16 protein-coding genes are annotated in these 16,330 nt (G+C 72.9%); 11 read left to right on the top strand and 5 right to left on the bottom strand.

Annotated elements, in window-relative coordinates; genetic code table 11:
* The first annotated feature begins 78 nt into the window (after window positions 1-78).
* The 5 genes from aroH (at window position 79) to der (ending at window position 4,573) form a co-directional block, all read left to right on the top strand.
* The gene (gene aroH / locus ACWD6P_RS16665) at window positions 79-441 is read left to right on the top strand and encodes a chorismate mutase (protein ID WP_451444818.1); all 363 of its coding nucleotides are present in this window, start codon (window positions 79-81) and stop codon (window positions 439-441) included.
* Window positions 438-1,523 carry a prephenate dehydrogenase gene (locus ACWD6P_RS16660; protein ID WP_451444817.1) on the top strand — a complete coding sequence of 362 codons (1,086 nt, stop codon included), beginning with the start codon at window positions 438-440 and terminating at the stop codon, window positions 1,521-1,523. The genes aroH and ACWD6P_RS16660 overlap by 4 nt, the downstream gene beginning before the upstream one ends.
* Window positions 1,524-1,609: 86 nt before the next feature.
* Window positions 1,610-2,341 carry a (d)CMP kinase gene (gene cmk, locus ACWD6P_RS16655; RefSeq protein ID WP_451444816.1) on the top strand — a complete coding sequence of 244 codons (732 nt, stop codon included), beginning with the start codon at window positions 1,610-1,612 and terminating at the stop codon, window positions 2,339-2,341.
* Window positions 2,342-2,436: 95 nt separating this feature from the next.
* Window positions 2,437-3,024 (top strand): lysophospholipid acyltransferase family protein, encoded by a 588-nt coding sequence (locus ACWD6P_RS16650; protein WP_451444849.1) that lies wholly within the window; start codon window positions 2,437-2,439, stop codon window positions 3,022-3,024.
* Between the two features lie 88 nt (window positions 3,025-3,112).
* Window positions 3,113-4,573 carry a ribosome biogenesis GTPase Der gene (gene der / locus ACWD6P_RS16645; protein WP_451444815.1) on the top strand — a complete coding sequence of 487 codons (1,461 nt, stop codon included), beginning with the start codon at window positions 3,113-3,115 and terminating at the stop codon, window positions 4,571-4,573.
* A 41-nt stretch (window positions 4,574-4,614) separates the two neighbouring features.
* Here der and ACWD6P_RS16640 read toward each other — a convergent pair whose 3' ends face one another.
* Together ACWD6P_RS16640 and ACWD6P_RS16635 are read right to left on the bottom strand one after the other, a co-directional pair.
* On the bottom strand, window positions 4,615-4,902 hold the full coding sequence (locus ACWD6P_RS16640; protein ID WP_451444814.1) for a hypothetical protein: 288 nt from the start codon (window positions 4,900-4,902) through the stop codon (window positions 4,615-4,617).
* Between the two features lie 173 nt (window positions 4,903-5,075).
* Window positions 5,076-5,888, bottom strand: coding sequence for a hypothetical protein (locus ACWD6P_RS16635; protein ID WP_451444813.1), 813 nt, complete (start codon window positions 5,886-5,888; stop codon window positions 5,076-5,078).
* A gap of 284 nt (window positions 5,889-6,172) precedes the next feature.
* On the opposite strand from ACWD6P_RS16635, the gene ACWD6P_RS16630 reads away from it, so the two are divergent.
* From ACWD6P_RS16630 to ACWD6P_RS16615, 4 genes are all read left to right on the top strand, one after another.
* Window positions 6,173-6,859 (top strand): transglycosylase family protein, encoded by a 687-nt coding sequence (locus tag ACWD6P_RS16630; RefSeq protein WP_451444812.1) that lies wholly within the window; start codon window positions 6,173-6,175, stop codon window positions 6,857-6,859.
* Between the two features lie 156 nt (window positions 6,860-7,015).
* A complete protein-coding gene (locus ACWD6P_RS16625) occupies window positions 7,016-8,269 on the top strand; it encodes a glycosyltransferase family 4 protein (RefSeq protein WP_451444811.1) in 1,254 nt (417 codons plus the stop codon).
* Window positions 8,266-9,255: a hypothetical protein gene (locus ACWD6P_RS16620; protein WP_451444810.1), complete on the top strand. Its 990-nt coding sequence runs from the start codon at window positions 8,266-8,268 to the stop codon at window positions 9,253-9,255. Before ACWD6P_RS16625 ends, ACWD6P_RS16620 begins: the two co-directional genes overlap by 4 nt.
* A 458-nt stretch (window positions 9,256-9,713) precedes the next feature.
* A complete protein-coding gene (locus tag ACWD6P_RS16615; protein WP_451444809.1) occupies window positions 9,714-9,929 on the top strand; it encodes an I78 family peptidase inhibitor in 216 nt (71 codons plus the stop codon).
* Window positions 9,930-10,035: 106 nt separating this feature from the next.
* On the opposite strand, the gene ACWD6P_RS16610 is transcribed toward ACWD6P_RS16615, so the two are convergent.
* Window positions 10,036-11,070, bottom strand: coding sequence for a phosphatase PAP2 family protein (locus ACWD6P_RS16610; protein ID WP_451444808.1), 1,035 nt, complete (start codon window positions 11,068-11,070; stop codon window positions 10,036-10,038).
* Between the two features lie 286 nt (window positions 11,071-11,356).
* A complete protein-coding gene (locus tag ACWD6P_RS16605; protein WP_451444807.1) occupies window positions 11,357-12,550 on the bottom strand; it encodes a hypothetical protein in 1,194 nt (397 codons plus the stop codon).
* 212 nt (window positions 12,551-12,762) lie between these two features.
* Here ACWD6P_RS16605 and ACWD6P_RS16600 point away from each other — a divergent pair, with 212 nt between their 5' ends.
* Both ACWD6P_RS16600 and ACWD6P_RS16595 read left to right on the top strand, forming a co-directional pair.
* On the top strand, window positions 12,763-14,415 hold the full coding sequence (locus ACWD6P_RS16600; RefSeq protein WP_451444806.1) for an MFS transporter: 1,653 nt from the start codon (window positions 12,763-12,765) through the stop codon (window positions 14,413-14,415).
* A 134-nt stretch (window positions 14,416-14,549) separates the two neighbouring features.
* Window positions 14,550-15,755 (top strand): acyl-CoA dehydrogenase family protein, encoded by a 1,206-nt coding sequence (locus ACWD6P_RS16595; protein ID WP_451444805.1) that lies wholly within the window; start codon window positions 14,550-14,552, stop codon window positions 15,753-15,755.
* 83 nt (window positions 15,756-15,838) lie between these two features.
* Here ACWD6P_RS16595 and ACWD6P_RS16590 read toward each other — a convergent pair whose 3' ends face one another.
* A complete protein-coding gene (locus tag ACWD6P_RS16590) occupies window positions 15,839-16,291 on the bottom strand; it encodes a cell division protein SepF (RefSeq protein ID WP_451444804.1) in 453 nt (150 codons plus the stop codon).
* Between the last annotated feature and the right edge of the window lie 39 nt (window positions 16,292-16,330).

Here is a 16,330-nt window from a genome sequence, read left to right as displayed (position 1 = left end):
CGGCTGGTTACGCTGATCAGTGCGTGCACAGGTGCATGACGCGAAAGACGCAGCACACGACGCAAGGGGAGCAGTGACGTGGCGGTACGAGCGGTCCGCGGGGCCGTCCAGCTGGAGCGGGACGACGCCGAGCACATGCAGGAGCGGGTCGGTGAGCTGCTCACCGCGATCCTGGACCGCAACGGGCTGCTCGCCGACGACCTGATCAGCGTGTGGTTCACCGCCACCCCGGATCTGCACAGCGACTTCCCGGCCGCCGCCGCGCGCGCCCTGGGCATCACGGACGTCCCGCTGATCTGCGCCCAGGAGCTGGCCGTCACCGGCGCCATGGAGCGCGTGGTGCGGGTGCTCGCCCATGTCGAGAGCGGGCTGTCCAAGGCCGGTATCGCCCATGTCTACCTCGGCGCCGCCGGGGCGCTGCGAAAGGACATCGCGCAGTGAGGACCGCACTCGTCATCGGAACCGGCCTGATCGGCACCTCGGCCGCGCTCGCCCTCAACGCGCGGGGCGTGCAGGTCTTCCTGGAGGACCACGACCAGGCCCAGGCCCTGACGGCCGCCGCGCTCGGCGCGGGCGTCGCCGAGGCGCCCCCGGAGCCGGTCGACCTGGTCATCGTGGCCGTGCCGCCGGCCCATGTCGCGACGGCGCTGGCCGCCGCCATACGGCGCGGCGCGGCCCGCGCGTACATCGACGTCGCCAGCGTCAAGGGCGGTCCGCGGCGCGAGCTGGAGGCGATGGGCTGCGACCTGACCGGCTACCTCGGCACGCACCCCATGGCCGGCAAGGAGCGCTCCGGCCCGCTGGCCGCCACCGCCGATCTCTTCGAGGGCCGCCCCTGGGTGCTCACGCCCACCCGCGACGGTGACACCGAGGTGCTGAACCTCGCCCTGGAGCTGGTCGCGCTGTGCCGCGCCGTCCCCGTGGTGATGGACGCGGACGCCCATGACCGCGCCGTCGCCCTGGTCTCGCACACCCCGCAGCTGCTCTCCAGCCTCGTCGCGGCCCGTCTCAAGGGTGCCGACGAGACCGCCGTGCGCCTCTGCGGCCAGGGCATACGCGATGTGACGAGGATCGCGGCCTCCGACCCCCGGATGTGGATCGACATCCTGTCCGCCAATCCGGGCCCGGTCGCCGACGTGCTGGCCGAGATCGCCTCCGATCTGGACGAGACCGTCCGGTCCCTGCGCGCCCTGGAGTCCGCCGACGAGGACAAGCGCGGCGCGGGCGCCGGCGGTATCGAGGACGTGCTCAGGCGCGGCAACGCCGGCCGTGAGCGGGTCCCCGGCAAGCACGGCGCCGCCCCGGCCGCGTACGAGGTCGTCGCGGTCTACATTGGCGACCAGCCCGGCGAGCTCGCCCGGATCTTCGCCGACGCCGGCCGGGCCGGGGTCAACATCGAGGACGTCCGCATCGAGCACGCCACCGGCCAGCAGGCGGGCTTCATCCAGCTGATGGTCGAGCCGCAGGCCGTGCCGGGGCTGACCGCGGAGCTGCGGGAGCGGGGCTGGTCCATCCGGCAGTGACACCGTGGACGGCGCCGCACGGGTGAGCCAGTAACCTTGTGCGAGGCCCTTATGGCCTTGGACCCCCGCCCCGTGTAACAAGAAAGGTGTTCGTCACCGTGGAAACCGCCGCTCGGACCGCCCCGGCTGCAGTGATTGTCGCCATCGACGGCCCCGCAGGCACGGGCAAGTCCAGCACGTCCAAGGCCGTCGCCGCCAAGCTGGGCTTCGGCTACCTCGACACCGGCGCCCAGTACCGCGCGATCACCTGGTGGATGCTGAGCAACGGCATCGACGTCCAGGACGCGACCGCGGTGGCCGACGCCGCCGCCAAGCCCGTGATCGTCTCCGGCACCGACCCGGCCGCCCCGACGATCACGGTCGACGGCCTGGACGCCGCGGGCCCGATCCGTACCCAGGAGGTCACCGCCGCGGTCAGCGCCGTCAGCGCGGTCCCCGAGGTGCGGGCCCTGATCACCGACCTGCAGCGCTCCATCGCCGCCGCGGCGCCGCGCGGCATCGTCGTCGAGGGCCGCGACATCGGCATCACGGTCCTGCCCGACGCCGATCTGAAGATCTTCCTCACCGCGTCCCCGGAGGCCCGGGCGGCCCGCCGCAGCGGCGAGCTCAAGGGCAAGGAGGCGGCCGACCTGGCCGCCACCCGCGAGGCGCTGATCAAGCGGGACGCCGCCGACTCCTCCCGTAAGACCTCCCCGCTGGCCAAGGCCGACGACGCGGTCGAGGTGGACACCACCGAGCTGACGCTGGAGCAGGTCATCGAGTGCGTGGTCACCCTCATCGAGGGCGTCAGCGCCGAAAAGGCGGGACTCGCGCGGTGACCGACCGGGGCGGGGCGCCGGGCGGGGACGGGCGCGGGTCCGGCATCCCGAGCGCTGCCGGTGCCGCGGTCGGCCGGCGGATCGGCATCGGCCTGATGTACGGGCTGTGGCGGCCGCGGGTGCTGGGCGCCTGGCGGGTGCCGTCGTCCGGCCCGGTGATCCTCGCCGTCAACCACTCGCACGGCATCGACGGCCCGATGCTGATGGGCACCGCGCCCCGGCCGGTGCACTTCCTCATCAAGAAGGAGGCCTTCGTCGGCCCGCTGGACCCGTTCCTGCGGGGCATCGGGCAGCTGAAGGTGGACCGCAGCGCCGCCGACCGCAAGGCGATCACCGACGCGCTCGGGGTGCTGGAGCGCGGCGGGGTGCTGGGGATCTTCCCGGAAGGCACCCGTGGCGAGGGCGACTTCGCCTCCCTGCGGGCCGGGCTGGCGTACTTCGCGGTGCGCTCCGGAGCGCCGGTCGTGCCGGTGGCGGTGCTCGGCGGCAAGGAGCGCCGCAGCCGGCTGATGCCGGCCGTGCCGCCGCTGCGGACCCGCGTCGACGTCGTCTTCGGCGACGCCTTCGAGGCGGGCGACGGGAGCGGGCGGCGCACCCGTAAGGCGCTGGACGAGGCGACCGTACGGATCCAGGAGCGGCTGACCGCCCACCTGGCCGAGGCCAGGCGCCTGACCGGGCGCTGACCGACACTTGAGTAGTGGTCCGCCGACAAGCGGTCCACCGATGACCACGCGGCGTAGCCGCACAGTGAATGCGTGAGGAACGGACTTCATGAACGACCAGATCCCCACCGGCGACGAGCACGGTGCGCTTGGCGACGCCGAGTACGCGGAGTTCATGGAGCTCGCCGCGCAGGAGGGCTTCGACCTCGAGGAGGTCGAGGGCGACATCGCCGCGGCCGGCCACGGCCCGCTGCCCGTCCTCGCCGTCATCGGCCGCCCGAACGTCGGCAAGTCGACGCTGGTGAACCGCATCATCGGCCGCCGCGAGGCGGTCGTCGAGGACAAGCCGGGCGTCACCCGCGACCGCGTCACCTACGAGGCCGACTGGAACGGCCGCCGCTTCAAGGTCGTCGACACCGGCGGCTGGGAGCAGGACGTGCTCGGCATCGACGCATCGGTCGCGATGCAGGCCGAGTTCGCCATCGAGGCCGCGGACGCGGTCGTCTTCGTCGTCGACGCCAAGGTCGGCGCGACCGACACCGACGAGGCCGTCGTCAAGCTGCTGCGCCGGGCCGGCAAGCCCGTGGTGCTGGTCGCCAACAAGGTCGACGGCCCCTCTGGAGAGGCCGACGCCGCCATGCTGTGGTCGCTGGGCCTCGGCGAGCCGTACCCGGTCTCCGCGCTGCACGGCCGGGGCACCGGCGACATGCTCGACGCCGCGCTGGAGGCGCTGCCCGAGGCGCCCGCGCAGACCTTCGGCCAGGCAGTCGGCGGCCCCCGCCGGATCGCGCTGATCGGCCGCCCGAACGTCGGCAAGTCCTCGCTGCTGAACAAGGTCGCCGGCGAGGAGCGGGTGGTCGTCAACGAGATGGCCGGCACCACCCGCGACCCGGTCGACGAACTGATCGAACTGGGCGGCAAGACCTGGAAGTTCGTGGACACCGCCGGTATCCGCCGCCGGGTGCACCTCCAGGAGGGCGCCGACTACTACGCCTCGCTGCGCACCGCGGCGGCCGTGGAGAAGGCCGAGGTCGCGGTCGTCCTGATCGACACCAGCGAGTCCATCAGCGTCCAGGACCAGCGGATCATCACGATGGCCGTGGAGGCCGGACGCGCCCTGGTCATCGCCTACAACAAGTGGGACACCCTCGACGAAGAGCGCCGCTTCTACCTGGAGCGCGAGATCGAGCGGGACCTCGTACAGGTCCCGTGGGCGATGCGGGTGAACGTCTCCGCGCGCACCGGCCGCCACATGGAGAAGCTGGTCCCGGCGATCGAGACCGCGCTGGCCGGATGGGAGACCCGCATCCCCACCGGGCGGCTGAACGCCTTCCTCGGCGAGATCGTGGCCTCCCACCCGCACCCGATCCGCGGCGGCAAGCAGCCCCGCATCCTCTTCGGCACCCAGGCCGGCACCAAGCCCCCGCGTTTCGTGCTCTTCGCCTCCGGCTTCCTGGAGGCCGGCTACCGCCGCTTCATCGAGCGGCGCCTGCGCGAGGAGTTCGGCTTCGACGGGACGCCGATCCACATCTCGGTGCGGGTGCGGGAGAAGCGCAGCAAGAAGAAGTAGCAGCGGCGGGCGCGTCGGCGGGCTGCGGCCCGCCGGGTGCGTCAGCGGCCGTGCCGGCGCCCGTCGCGCTGGCCCGGGGGGAGCGCCGGGACATGGCCGCGCGGGTGGTACGGCTGGCGGCCCACGACCTCCCAGTGCCCCGTGGAGGCCGTCGTACGGCCCCAGTTCCCCGTGCCGCGCAGCGCCTCCGAGGTCTCCGGCTCGTCCGAACGGTCCCCGGGCAGGGCCCGGAAGGAGCGGCGGTACTCGGCGTACAGCGCGTCATAGATCGGCGTGGCCGAACCGCGGTCAGTCGTGTGCGTCGGCCCGTGTTCGTGTGACGGGCGCATGCCGGGGATCGGGGGGGAGTACGGGGCGCGGGAGGAGGGGTCGTATGCGTGCACGTATGTGCCAACGACCCCGATGGCCGTGGGATGCGGCTTTCCTGTGGAAATGGCCGATCGCGAGGGCATGACCGGCCGAATAGGCGGTCCTGCCCCCGCGATCGGGTGCCGCTGAGAGGTCAGGTGCCGGCCAGCGGCATCGCCGCGGCGACCAGGGCGCCGTTCGCGGCGGCGTCCTCCAGCGCCTGGCGCATCAGGTCCTCGCGCGGCTGATGGCCGATGGTGCCCGCGGGCGCGGCGTACATCAGCACCGTCTGGGCCTTGTTGGCGGCGGCGCGCCAGCCGTCGGAGACCGCCAGCGGCTGGTGGGCCTGCCACCAGGCGGCCTGGCCGCCGGCGCCGCCGGGCTGCAGCACGGCGTGCAGCTTGCCCATGGCCAGCAGCGCGGACCAGCCGTCGTTCCTGGCGGGGAGCCGGTTCATGTCCGTCACCGGCTGGAAGCCCTGCTCCATGAGCAGCGGCAGGAACTCGTCCTGCAGGCCGGCCGAGCCGGGGCGGGCGATCGGGCCGTCCGGCTCGACCACCAGGGCGGGGCGCAGCTCGCCCTCGATCAGCACCAGACCGCAGGTGATGCCGAGGGTGGCCTGGCGCCCGTTGCCGGCGGCGGGAGCGGCCGGAGCGGGGTCCGGCACGCGGGCACCGGGGACGGCGTCCTCACCGGTGATGGAGCGCACGGCTCCCTGGAGCTGCTCCTCCGATACCGGGACGACCTGCGAGGGGATGCACGTGGCGTGGGCGAACGCGAGCACCGCGGTCTCCTCGCCCACGAACAGGACGGTGCTGGTGCGCTCCTGCTCGCTGTCGCCCGGGGTTCGGCAGGAGGTGCAGTCGTAGCTGCCGGGGGCGTCGTCGCCACCGGCCAGCAGGCGGTCGGCTTCTTCGTCGCCGATCTCGGCGCGAACGTCGTCGCTGACGTCGAGCATGCGCGGCACGGGTGGCTCCTCGATCTCTGTGCGTCTGCCGGGCGGTCTCCCGGCTCGTAAAAGGACAACGGGTGACCTGCGGCAGGGGTCACGCGACGACGGGAACAGAATCGAACCAATCGCCGCACAGTGGAAAACCAAGGAAAGGCGCCCAAGAAGCAGTCACTTACCGCCAGCTCTCGCGGGGAAGGTGGCGCAGTTGGCGGCGTTTTGTACACCGGAGCGGGTGGGAGCGGGGCCCGGAGGGCGCGCCGCGCCGGCCGGCGGCGGGCGGCTGCCTACCGTCACCGGCTATGTCGGACAACTCTTCGGCGCCACGGCGCTCCGCGGGATCCGTCGGGCTGCTCACCGCGGCGGCCGCGGTCCTGGCCCTGTGCCTGCCCGGTGGTGCCGCCGCCGACGGGCCGGGCGACGGCGGCGGGGGCAGGGGCGACGGCGGCGGCAAGCCGCGGCACGGCTGCGCCGCCGGCCCGTGGCCCTGGGGCTGCCTCGCCGAGTGCGAGAGCAGTGGTGACTGGCACATCAACACCGGCAACGGCTACTACGGCGGCCTGCAGTTCTGGCAGCCCACCTGGGAGTCGTTCGGCGGCCTGCGCTTCGCGCGACGGGCCGACCTCGCCACCCGCGACGAGCAGATCGAGATCGCGAAGAAGGTGCAGGCGGTCCAGGGCTGGGGCGCCTGGCCGGTGTGCGCCAGGCGCTGCGGCCTGATCGCCCGCGACCGGAGGTATGTCGTGCGGCGCGGGGACACGCTCGGTGGGATCGCCCGCATGTACCACGTCAAGGGCGGCTGGCGGGCGCTCTACCGGGCCAACAGGACGCTCGTGGGCGACGACCCCCACCGGCTGCGGGTCGGCACCGAACTGACGATTCCCGGCCGGTCGTCGGGCCCCGGGCACAAGGAGAGGCAGCAGCCGTCCTCGGCGTCAGGATGGGATTTGTGGGCCGAAGGTTCCCTTTCGTCGCTACCGATGCCCTAACTCTTTCGGCACAGCTTGGCGATGGTCCCCAACCCGGAACCCCGTTCCACGGTCTTCCCGTTCAGTGAGCAGGACACGTCGTGCCGTCGGGAGGGAGCGCGATGCCGTCCGCGGCGAGCGCAGGAACGACCGGGAGACCAGGGGACACGGGGACGGATGCACATCTCATTCCTGATTCACAACGCCTACGGGATAGGGGGGACGATCCGCACCACGTTCAATCTGGCCCGTACGCTCGCCGAGCGGCATGACGTCGAGATCGTCTCCGTGCTGCGCCACCGTGACGCCCCGGTCTTCGACCTCGGCCCCCGCGTCGCGCTGCGCCACCTCGTCGACCTCCGGGAGTCCGGCCCCGACGCCGCCGATCCGGCGCACACCCGGCCCGCCAGGGTCTTCCCCGCGGCCGAGGGCCGCTTCGCGCAGTACAGCGAGCTCACCGACCGGCGGATAGCCCGGCATCTGCGCCGCACGGAGGCGGACGTGGTGGTCGGGACCCGGCCCGGACTCAATGTGCACATCGCGCGCCAGACGCGCCGCGGGCCGGTCCGTATCGGCCAGGAGCACCTGACCCTGGACACCCACAGCCGGGCGCTCAAGCTGGCGCTGCGCGGCGCCTACCCCCGCCTGGACGCGGTCACCACCGTCACCGAGGCCGATGCGTGCGCCTACCGCGGGGGACTGCGGCTGCCCGGAGTGCGCATCGAGGCGGTGCCCAACAGCGTGCCCGCGCCCGGCGTCGCGCCCGCCGACGGCAGCGGCAAGTGGGTGGTCGCGGCCGGCCGGCTCGCCCCCGTCAAGCGCTATGACGTCCTCATCCGGGCCTTCGCGCAGGTCGCCGCGGAGCGCCCCGACTGGCGGCTGCGGATATACGGCGGCGGGGCGGAGAAGGCCGCGCTGCGCGGTCTGATCGACGAACTCGGCCTGTACAACCACGTCTTCCTGATGGGCCCGGCCAACCCCTTGGAGCCCGAGTGGGCCAAGGGCTCGATCGCCGCGGTCTCCTCCAGCCTGGAGTCCTTCGGGATGACGATCGTCGAGGCGATGCGGTGCGGTCTGCCGGTCGTGGCCACCGACTGTCCGCACGGGCCCGGCGAGATCATCGCCGACGGGGTGGACGGGAAGCTGGTGCCGGTCGGCGATCCGCAGGCGCTGGCCGGCTCCCTGCTCACGCTGATCAACGACGAGGCCGCCCGCCGGCAGATGGGCCGCGCCGCACTGGCCTCCTCCGCCCGCTTCGACCCCGGCCGGGTCGCCGGGCGCTATGAGGCCCTCTTCGGTGAGCTGCTGGCGCGCAGACGGGCCAGCCGGCTGCGCGGTGGGCTGCACCGCGCCCGGGGAGCGCTGCTCAGCGGCGCCTACGCCACCAAGGACGCGGCCCGTGCCGTGCGGAGAGGGGTGCGGACGGCATGACCGGGTCGAGCCAGTTGACCGTGAGCGGAGACGAGACGAAGGAGCCGGCCGCCATCGACCAGGAACCCACCGCCGCGGCCGGCGCGGACCGCGAAGGCACCGAGCGGCAGGCCGCGCCGCGCACGCGGGCGAGCGGGCCGACGGCGCCCGGGGAGCTGCGGGCCGACTGCATCGCCGACTCCGCGGGCGGCCTCACCTTCGATCTGACCGCCCCTGAGGACACCCCGGCCGCCTGGAGCGCGGCGCTGGTGCTGCGGCTGCGGGGCGGCGACGGCGCGGACGACGAGGTGCGGCTGCCGCTCGGCCCGAACGGCGCCGGCCGGCTGCGCGCCGTCCTGCCCAGCACCGTCGCGCTCGCCGAGGGCCGCTGGAACGCCTACGCGGACCTCGGCGACGGCGAGGACCCCCGGCGTCTGCTGCCGGGCGTCAACGATCTGCGGTCGCTGGTGGACCGCCGTCCGCTGGCGGGCATCGGCCGGCTCGGCGTACGGATCCCGTACGCGACCAAGTTCGGCAATCTCGCGCTGCGCAGCTGGCTGCGCGGGCCGCACGCCGAGGCCGGCGACATCGTCGTGGCGCCCGACGGCATGACGGTCTCCGGCCGGCTCTACGGGGCCGTGCCGGCCGGCAGCGCCCGGGCCGAGGCCCGCGCCCGGCGTACGCCCGGGGCACCGGGCGACGGCCCGGCCACCGTCACCGTCCCGCTGACCGCCGACGGCGCGGAGTTCACCTTCACGCTGCCCTACGAGGAGCTGGCCGGGCACTGGCGGCAGGGCAGCGAGCCCTGGGACCTGTGGCTGCGCCCCGCCGAGGGCGGCAGGGCGGTCCGGATAGCCCGCCTGCTGGACGATGTCGCGGACAAGAAGCAGGTGTTCAGCTACCCGGCGCTGCCGGTGGAGTGCGCCGCCGGCCAGGTCAGGATCGGCCCGTATTACACCCTCGACAACGACCTGGCCATACGGGTCACCGGACCGGACGGAAGCTGACGGGGCATCCGGTCCGGGGCGCCGCCGCCCCGGACCGGAGGCCCCGTGGCCGTGCGGATGCGGAGGCCGGTGGGCGGGGGCGGGGAGCGGGAACCGGCCAGGGGGGCGATGTGCGGGAAATGTGTGCGGAGTGTGTCTCGTTGGGCGATTTCCGGACGCTTGATAAAGGGCGTCGGGTAATGGAAATCGGCCTTTGCGGCGCGATTGATTTCCGCGTCGCGAGGCCCGTGCCGCCGGGAGCGGAAGAGCTCGTTCCGTATTTGATCAAGGTGGAATTGCGACGGTTTTATATTCCACCCGGTTGCGGCAACGCACGGCGCGTAAGGGTGACGGCAGTTCCGGCAAACGCCGGAACGTCCGCTGTGACACAAGTGTGACCATCGACGGACCGGAAAGACACCGGGGTGTGCGGCGGACGGGCCTTCCGCGGGCCGGAGCGGGCGCCTACGGTAGCTGTCATGGCTGAGGTACCGAACCTTCCGAACAACCCGGCGGACGACATCGAGGCGTATGTCGGCCTCGACCGGCAGGACGCCGAGGAGCGCGCCAGGGCGCGCGGCTGGAACACCGTCCGCTCGCTGCCGCCGGGTGCGCTGATCACCATGGAGTACCTCGCCGGCCGGCTCAACTTCGAGGTCAAGGACGGTACGGTGCACCGCAGCTGGCAGGGGTGAGCCCCCCCCCGCGTACGACGAAGGCCCCGGCCGCTCCAGGGAGAGCGGTCGGGGCCTTCGCTGCGGGGTGGGGGTGTGCGTACCGGCCCCGCGGACTGAGGGGCGGTCAGCCGCCCGTGTTGCGGCCGCGCCCGGACGTCGGGCTCAGCGGTGTGGTGCGCGGGACGCGGTCCGCGTGCGGCGGCCGCCGGCTGCCCGCCGGGGTGACCGGGGTGCGCTCCGAGCGGATGGTGTACGGGCGCGGCGGGTGGTGCGGCCAGCCGTCCGGGGCGTGGCCGGCGGAGCGGCCGCCCGTGGAGGCGCCGATCGTCTCGCGTACGAGCACCTCGCCGTCGGGGGCGATGCGCTGCCGCGACACCCCCGGGGCCAGCGAAGCGGCCGGCAGCGGGCCGCGCAGCGAATCGGGGCGCAGCCGCAGCCACAGGCGCAGGATGATGCCCATCAGGCGGTCTTCCACCCAGGTGATGCCGGGCTCCAGCCAGGGCATCGCCAGCAGCACCAGCAGCCCCGCGGCCCAGCCGAGCAGCACGTCGCTGACCCAGTGCGTCCCGAGGTAGACCGTCGTCATGCCGACGCCCAGCGCGCCCAGCGCGGCGATCACCGACAGCGTGCGGCGGCGCAGCGGGGTGGTCGCCAGGTAGGCGAGCACGCCCCAGGTGACCACGGCGTTCGCCGTGTGGCCCGAGGGGAATATGTCGCCGCCGAGCCACATCTCGTTGGCGCCGACGGTTGTGGCGTAGTGCGGGCCGAGCCGGCTCATGCCGAGCTTGGCGGCGCCCACGGTGATGTTCAGCAGCAGCAGCGAGGCGCCGAGGACCAGCAGCGGGTGGAGGTTGCGCTGACGCCAGCAGCGCCAGCCCAGCCAGGCCGCCACCGCCACGGCGGTCGGTCCGCGCTGTCCCAGGACGACGAAGTAGTCGAGGAAGGCGTGGATCTCCGGCCACTGCTTGTACGGCCGGAAGAACATGACTTGCCAGTCGAAGGCGACCAGCCATGAAGTGGTCAGCACGCCGACCACGATCGCCGCGTACACCGCCAGGGTTCCGCCGAACAGCCATTGGCGGGTCCGGGTCATCTGGGGTGGCCGGGCGCGATCGGTCGGGCGCTCCTCCATCTGGTCGAGCTTCTCATCGGTACGCACTCAATCGACGTTACCGCGTGTGATGTAGGTGCTTGGTCAAACTGTGCGCTTTGTAATGACGATGTGATGTGGAATGCGTCTCAAACGGGGCTTCGCCGCGGGGATTTGCAAGCGAATTCCCGGCGATTCTCAATCCCTTCCGGGCGCTTGCGTGTCGGCGCGCTCAGCGCGTTATCCGTTTTTCTCCCGCGGAGTTTATCCGTCATTTGCCGGGGCGTTGTGCGGTGTTTCCTCGGAGGCGGGGGCCGCGGAGCGGGATCGTCCGGTCGGTGCGACCGGAAGATGATCACGGGGGGCCGGATCCGTTCAGCCAGAACGCCCCGTAGACCGCGGAGCCCGCCGCCGCCAGCCCGATGACCAGCCGGCACTGCACCGGGCGCCAGCGCGCGAGCCCCGCCGCCAGCGGCAGCAGCAGCGGGTAGGCCGGCATCATCAGCCGCGGCTTGGACCCGAAGTAGCCCTTGGCGGTCAGCGCGAGCAGCAGCACCAGCCCGCCGTAGACCGCCAGCGGCAGCGGCTGGCCCCGCCGTACACCGCGCACATACAGCCAGATCACCAGGCCGACGCCCACCACCAGACCGAGGCCTGCCAGGAACGCGGGCCCCGACAGCAGCTGCCCGGCGAAGGCGCCGAACGCCACACCGCCGTCGAAGCCGTTGCGCCAGCCGTTCTGGACGTCCAGATAGCCGGTGAGCGAGCCCTGCCGGGCCCCCACCCACAGGAAGTAGCCGCACCAGCCGAGCGGCGCCAGCAGCACCCCGGCCAGCATCCCCGGGCGTCTGCGCAGCGCCGCGCGCAGCCGTACGCCGCCGGCCCGGTCCTGCCACAGCGTCACTGCCGCGGTGATCCACACCGCCGCGACCACCGCCGCGCCCACCGGCCGGGTCAGCCCGGCGAGGGACGCCAGCACCCCCGCGCACACCCAGCGCCCGGTCAGCACGCCGTACAGGCTCCAGGCCGCGAGCGCGGTGAACAGCGACTCCGAGTACGCCATCGACTGCACGATCCCGACCGGCAGGGCGGCCCACAGCGCCGCCAGCGCGACCCCGGCCCGCGGCCCGTGCAGCCGCTCCCCGGTCGCGTACAGCGCCCAGGCCGCGGCCAGCGACGCCAGCCAGGCCACCGCCATCCCGGCGTCCGCGGAGGACAGCGGCGAGAGCGCCGACAGCCCCCGCTCCAGCCACGGCAGCAGCGGGAAGAAGGCCAGGTTGGAGTGGAGGTCGCCGTTGGGCAGCTGGACCGCGTAGCCGTAGCCCTGCTCGGCGACGCGGGTGTACCAGAGCGAGTCCCAGCGGGCGGTCAGCAGCGTGTGCCAGTTCCTGTCCTCGGCGGCCGACCAGACCACGAGGACGGCGAGGCCCAGCAGCCGGATCGCCGCGTACGCCGCGAGCGCGGGTGCGGCGCGGCGCAGCGCGGCCCGTACGGCGGCGCCGTCGCGCAGTATCCGGCCGGGAACGCCGGCCGAGGCGAGATCGTGCATCCGGACGATTATCCAGGTGGCCGAAGAACGACTACCAACGGCGGGTGGCGCAACGTATGGCGCTGCGATGAGCGTCTCATCGTGAGGTGAGCCACGCGGCACGTTCGGGGACTCGCGTAGTCTGACGTCTCAACTCGCCCGTGCCGCCGGTTCTCCCGGGGCGTTTTTCGCGCCCTGATCCGTGGCCGCGAGAGCATGACTGGAGGTGCTGCATGTCCGGGACGACCGCGTCCGGCAGTGGACGGACGGCTGGTGTTCCCCGGCTTTCAGGCGGCGGTGTCAACCGCTGGACCGTGCTGATCGTGCTGTGTGTGAGCCTGCTCTTCGTCGCGCTGGACACCACGATCCTGTACGTCGCCGTGCCCTCCGTCACCGAGGACCTGCGGCCGGGACCGGTCGAGCTGCTCTGGATCGTGGATGTCTATCCGCTGATCGCGGCCTCGCTGCTGATCCTCTTCGGCACGCTCGGCGACCGCGTCGGCCGCCGCCGCATCCTCCTTCTCGGCTACGGCCTCTTCGGCCTGGCCTCGGCCGCCGCGGCGCTCGCGCCCAACCCGCAGATCCTGATGGTGGCCCGCGCCCTGCTCGGCATCGGCGGCGCGATGATCATGCCTGCGACGCTGTCGATCCTGCGGCAGGTCTTCCCCGACCGGCGCGAGCGCGCGGTCGCCATCGGCGTCTGGAGCGCGGTGGCCGCGGTCGGTGCCGCGGTCGGCCCGGTCCTCGGCGGCTTCCTCGTCGAGAACTTCTGGTGGGGTTCGGTCTTCCTCATCAACATCCCGATGATGGCCGCGATGCTGCTGATAGGCCGGTGGCTGCTGCCGGAGTCGCGCGGCGAGCGCAACGGGCCCTGGGACGTGATCGGCGCGGTCGTCGCGGCGCTCGGCGTGCTGGGCATCGTCCTCGGCGTCAAGCGGATCGGCAGCGGAATGGCCGTGGTGGGCCCGACCACGCTGCTGCCCATCGTCCTCGGCACCCTGCTGCTGATCCTCTTCGTACGGCGCCAGCGCCGCCGCGAGCACCCGCTGATCGACATGCGGCTGTTCGCCCGGCCCGCGTTCGGCACCTCCGTCGGCTGCATCGTGCTGGCCATGCTCGCCCTGGTGGGGCTGCAGCTGATCGCCGTCCAGTACCTCCAGCTCGTCCTCGGCCTCAGCCCCCTGGAGACCGGGCTGCGGATGCTTCCGCTGGTCTTCGCCGCGATGGCCGCCGGTCTGACCGGCTCGAAGATGCTGCAGGCCGTCGGCCCGCGCGCGATGGTCTCGCTCGGCTTCGTGCTGACCGCCGTCGCGGTGCTCTGTCTGACCGCGATGAGCAGCCAGGACCGCCCGTGGCTGCTGGCCTGCGGTTTCGTCCTGCTGGGCTTCGGCTTCCAGTCCACGCTCTTCGGGGCGTACGAGTCCATGCTGAGCGAGGCCCCCGCGGAGCAGTCCGGCGGTGCCGCCGCCATCGGCGAGACCTCCTACCAGCTCGGCGCCGGCATCGGTGTGGCCCTGCTCGGCAGCGTGATGAACGCCGCCTACGCACCCGGGCTGGCCCATGTCGGCGGTGTCCCCGAGAAGGCCTCCGCCTCGGCTGCGCACTCTCTCGGCGAGGCGTACAAGGTGGCCGCGGGTCTGGGCGGAGCCGCCCGGGACGCGCTGCGCGAGGCCGCCCGGGACTCCTTCGTCCGCGGGCTGCACATCACCCTCATCGCCAGTGCGGTGCTGCTGCTGGTCGGCGCGGGGATCGCGCTGCGGCTGCCGCGCCGGGCCGCGGAGTCCACGGAGCGGGCGGAGGCCGAGGGCGAGCCCGGCCAGGACGCTGCCACGGCGGGCGCCGGGCGGGGCAGCGGCGAGCCCGCCCCGGCGGGCTCCGGCCGCTGATCGGCGCCGCGCGCCGCCCGCCTCGCCGCGCGGCGGTGACCCTTGCCGCGCGGCACCCCGGGCCGTACCGTCGGACGCGCAATAACTACCACTGCTAGTTTTCGCGCGAGCGCTGAACCCGCCGGAGGCCCGCCATGTCCGCACAGCCGTCCGCAGCTTCCTCGACGGTCCCGCCGTTCGACCCCAGCGACCCCCTGGGCATCGACGAACTGCTCACCGACGACGACCGCGCGGTCCGCGACACCGTCCGCCGGTGGGCCGCCGACCGCGTGCTGCCGCACATCGCGCAGTGGTACGAGGACGGCGAGCTGCCCGGTATCCGCGAACTGGCCCGTGAGCTCGGCTCGATCGGCGCGCTGGGCATGTCGCTGCAGGGCTACGGCTGCGCCGGTGCCTCCGCCGTCCAGTACGGACTGGCCTGCCTGGAGCTGGAGGCCGCCGACTCCGGCATCCGCTCGCTGGTCTCCGTCCAGGGCTCGCTCGCCATGTACGCCATCTGGCGCTTCGGCTCCGAGGAGCAGAAGCAGCGGTGGCTGCCCGAGATGGCCTCCGGCGAGGTCATCGGCTGCTTCGGCCTGACCGAGCCGGACCACGGCTCCGACCCGGCGGGGATGCGGACGTACGCCAGGCGCGACGGCGCGGACTGGGTGCTCAACGGGCGCAAGATGTGGATCACCAATGGCTCGGTGGCCGGTGTCGCGGTGGTCTGGGCCGGGACCGAGGACGGCATCCGGGGCTTTGTCGTCCCCGCCGGCACCCCGGGCTTCTCGGCCCCGGAGATCAAGCACAAGTGGTCCCTGCGCGCCTCGGTGACCAGCGAACTCGTCCTGGACGAGGTGCGGCTGCCGGCCGATGCGGTGCTGCCGGAGGTCACCGGTCTGCGCGGCCCGCTCGGCTGTCTCAGCCACGCCCGTTACGGCATCGTGTGGGGCTCCATGGGCGCCGCCCGCGCCAGCTTCGAGGCGGCGCTGGACTACGCGAAGGTCCGCGAGCAGTTCGGCAAGCCGATCGGCGGCTTCCAGCTCACCCAGGCCAAACTCGCCGACATGGCCGTCGAACTGCACAAGGGGATCCTGCTGGCCCACCATCTGGGGCTGCGGATGGACGCGGGGCGGCTGCGCCCCGAGCAGATCAGCTTCGGCAAGCTGAACAACGTACGGGAGGCGATCGAGATCTGCCGCACGGCCCGTACGATCCTCGGCGCCAACGGGATCTCGCTGGAGTATCCCGTCATGCGGCATGCGACCAACCTCGAATCGGTGCTCACCTACGAGGGCACCGTCGAGATGCACCAACTGGTGCTGGGCAAGGCGCTCACCGGGCTGGACGCCTTCCGGTGAGCGGCCCCGCCCCCGCTGACCCTGACTGCCGCATCACCCGGGGGCCGGCTCCCGGATCCCCGGCCGGAAGCACGTGAAGCCCGTTAACTCTGATTGAAGAAACCGCCGTTGCGGTGGTCGTGGGTCTCGCCGCTGAGCACCCTGTAGTCGGCGGGGGTGAGCAGGAAGACCCGGGTGGCGACCCGCTCGATCGAGCCGCGCAGGCCGAAGGTGAGGCCGGCCGCGAAGTCCACGACGCGCTTGGCGTCGGCGGGCTCCATGGACGTCAGATTGACGATCACCGGGACGCCGTCCCGGAAGAGCTCGCCGATGCCGCGGGCGTCCCGGAAGCTCTCCGGGGTGACCGTGGCGATGCGGGTGCCCTGGTCCTGGGCGGTCGCGTCGGCCACCCGGACCCGGGGGTCGGTCACCCAGGGGCTGCTGCCGCCCGAGTCACCGGCGTGGGGTCCCTCGGCGTAGTCGTCGTCGTAGTAGCGCTCGTCATCATTGTCGTCGACGAGGCCAAGCCAGGCACTCGCCTTGCGCACCGATCCCATTGACGCCTCCTCTCACCCGCGGTGTCTGCGTGTCCGCCC

The sequence above is a fragment of the Streptomyces sp. NPDC002446 genome (assembly GCF_053595675.1).
This window is presented reverse-complemented; position numbering and strand designations above follow the sequence as displayed.

What these genes read in the sequence shown, in the direction of transcription:
- ACWD6P_RS16650 (WP_451444849.1), top strand. Translation starts at nt 2,437, where the DNA reads ATGTACGGGCTGTGGCGGCCGCGGGTGCTGGGCGCCTGGCGGGTGCCG.
- der (WP_451444815.1), top strand. Translation starts at nt 3,113, where the DNA reads ATGAACGACCAGATCCCCACCGGCGACGAGCACGGTGCGCTTGGCGAC.
- ACWD6P_RS16640 (WP_451444814.1), bottom strand. Translation starts at nt 4,902, where the DNA reads ATGCGCCCGTCACACGAACACGGGCCGACGCACACGACTGACCGCGGT.
- ACWD6P_RS16630 (WP_451444812.1), top strand. Translation starts at nt 6,173, where the DNA reads ATGTCGGACAACTCTTCGGCGCCACGGCGCTCCGCGGGATCCGTCGGG.
- ACWD6P_RS16625 (WP_451444811.1), top strand. Translation starts at nt 7,016, where the DNA reads ATGCACATCTCATTCCTGATTCACAACGCCTACGGGATAGGGGGGACG.
- ACWD6P_RS16620 (WP_451444810.1), top strand. Translation starts at nt 8,266, where the DNA reads ATGACCGGGTCGAGCCAGTTGACCGTGAGCGGAGACGAGACGAAGGAG.
- ACWD6P_RS16615 (WP_451444809.1), top strand. Translation starts at nt 9,714, where the DNA reads ATGGCTGAGGTACCGAACCTTCCGAACAACCCGGCGGACGACATCGAG.
- ACWD6P_RS16605 (WP_451444807.1), bottom strand. Translation starts at nt 12,550, where the DNA reads ATGCACGATCTCGCCTCGGCCGGCGTTCCCGGCCGGATACTGCGCGAC.
- ACWD6P_RS16600 (WP_451444806.1), top strand. Translation starts at nt 12,763, where the DNA reads ATGTCCGGGACGACCGCGTCCGGCAGTGGACGGACGGCTGGTGTTCCC.
- ACWD6P_RS16595 (WP_451444805.1), top strand. Translation starts at nt 14,550, where the DNA reads ATGTCCGCACAGCCGTCCGCAGCTTCCTCGACGGTCCCGCCGTTCGAC.
- ACWD6P_RS16590 (WP_451444804.1), bottom strand. Translation starts at nt 16,291, where the DNA reads ATGGGATCGGTGCGCAAGGCGAGTGCCTGGCTTGGCCTCGTCGACGAC.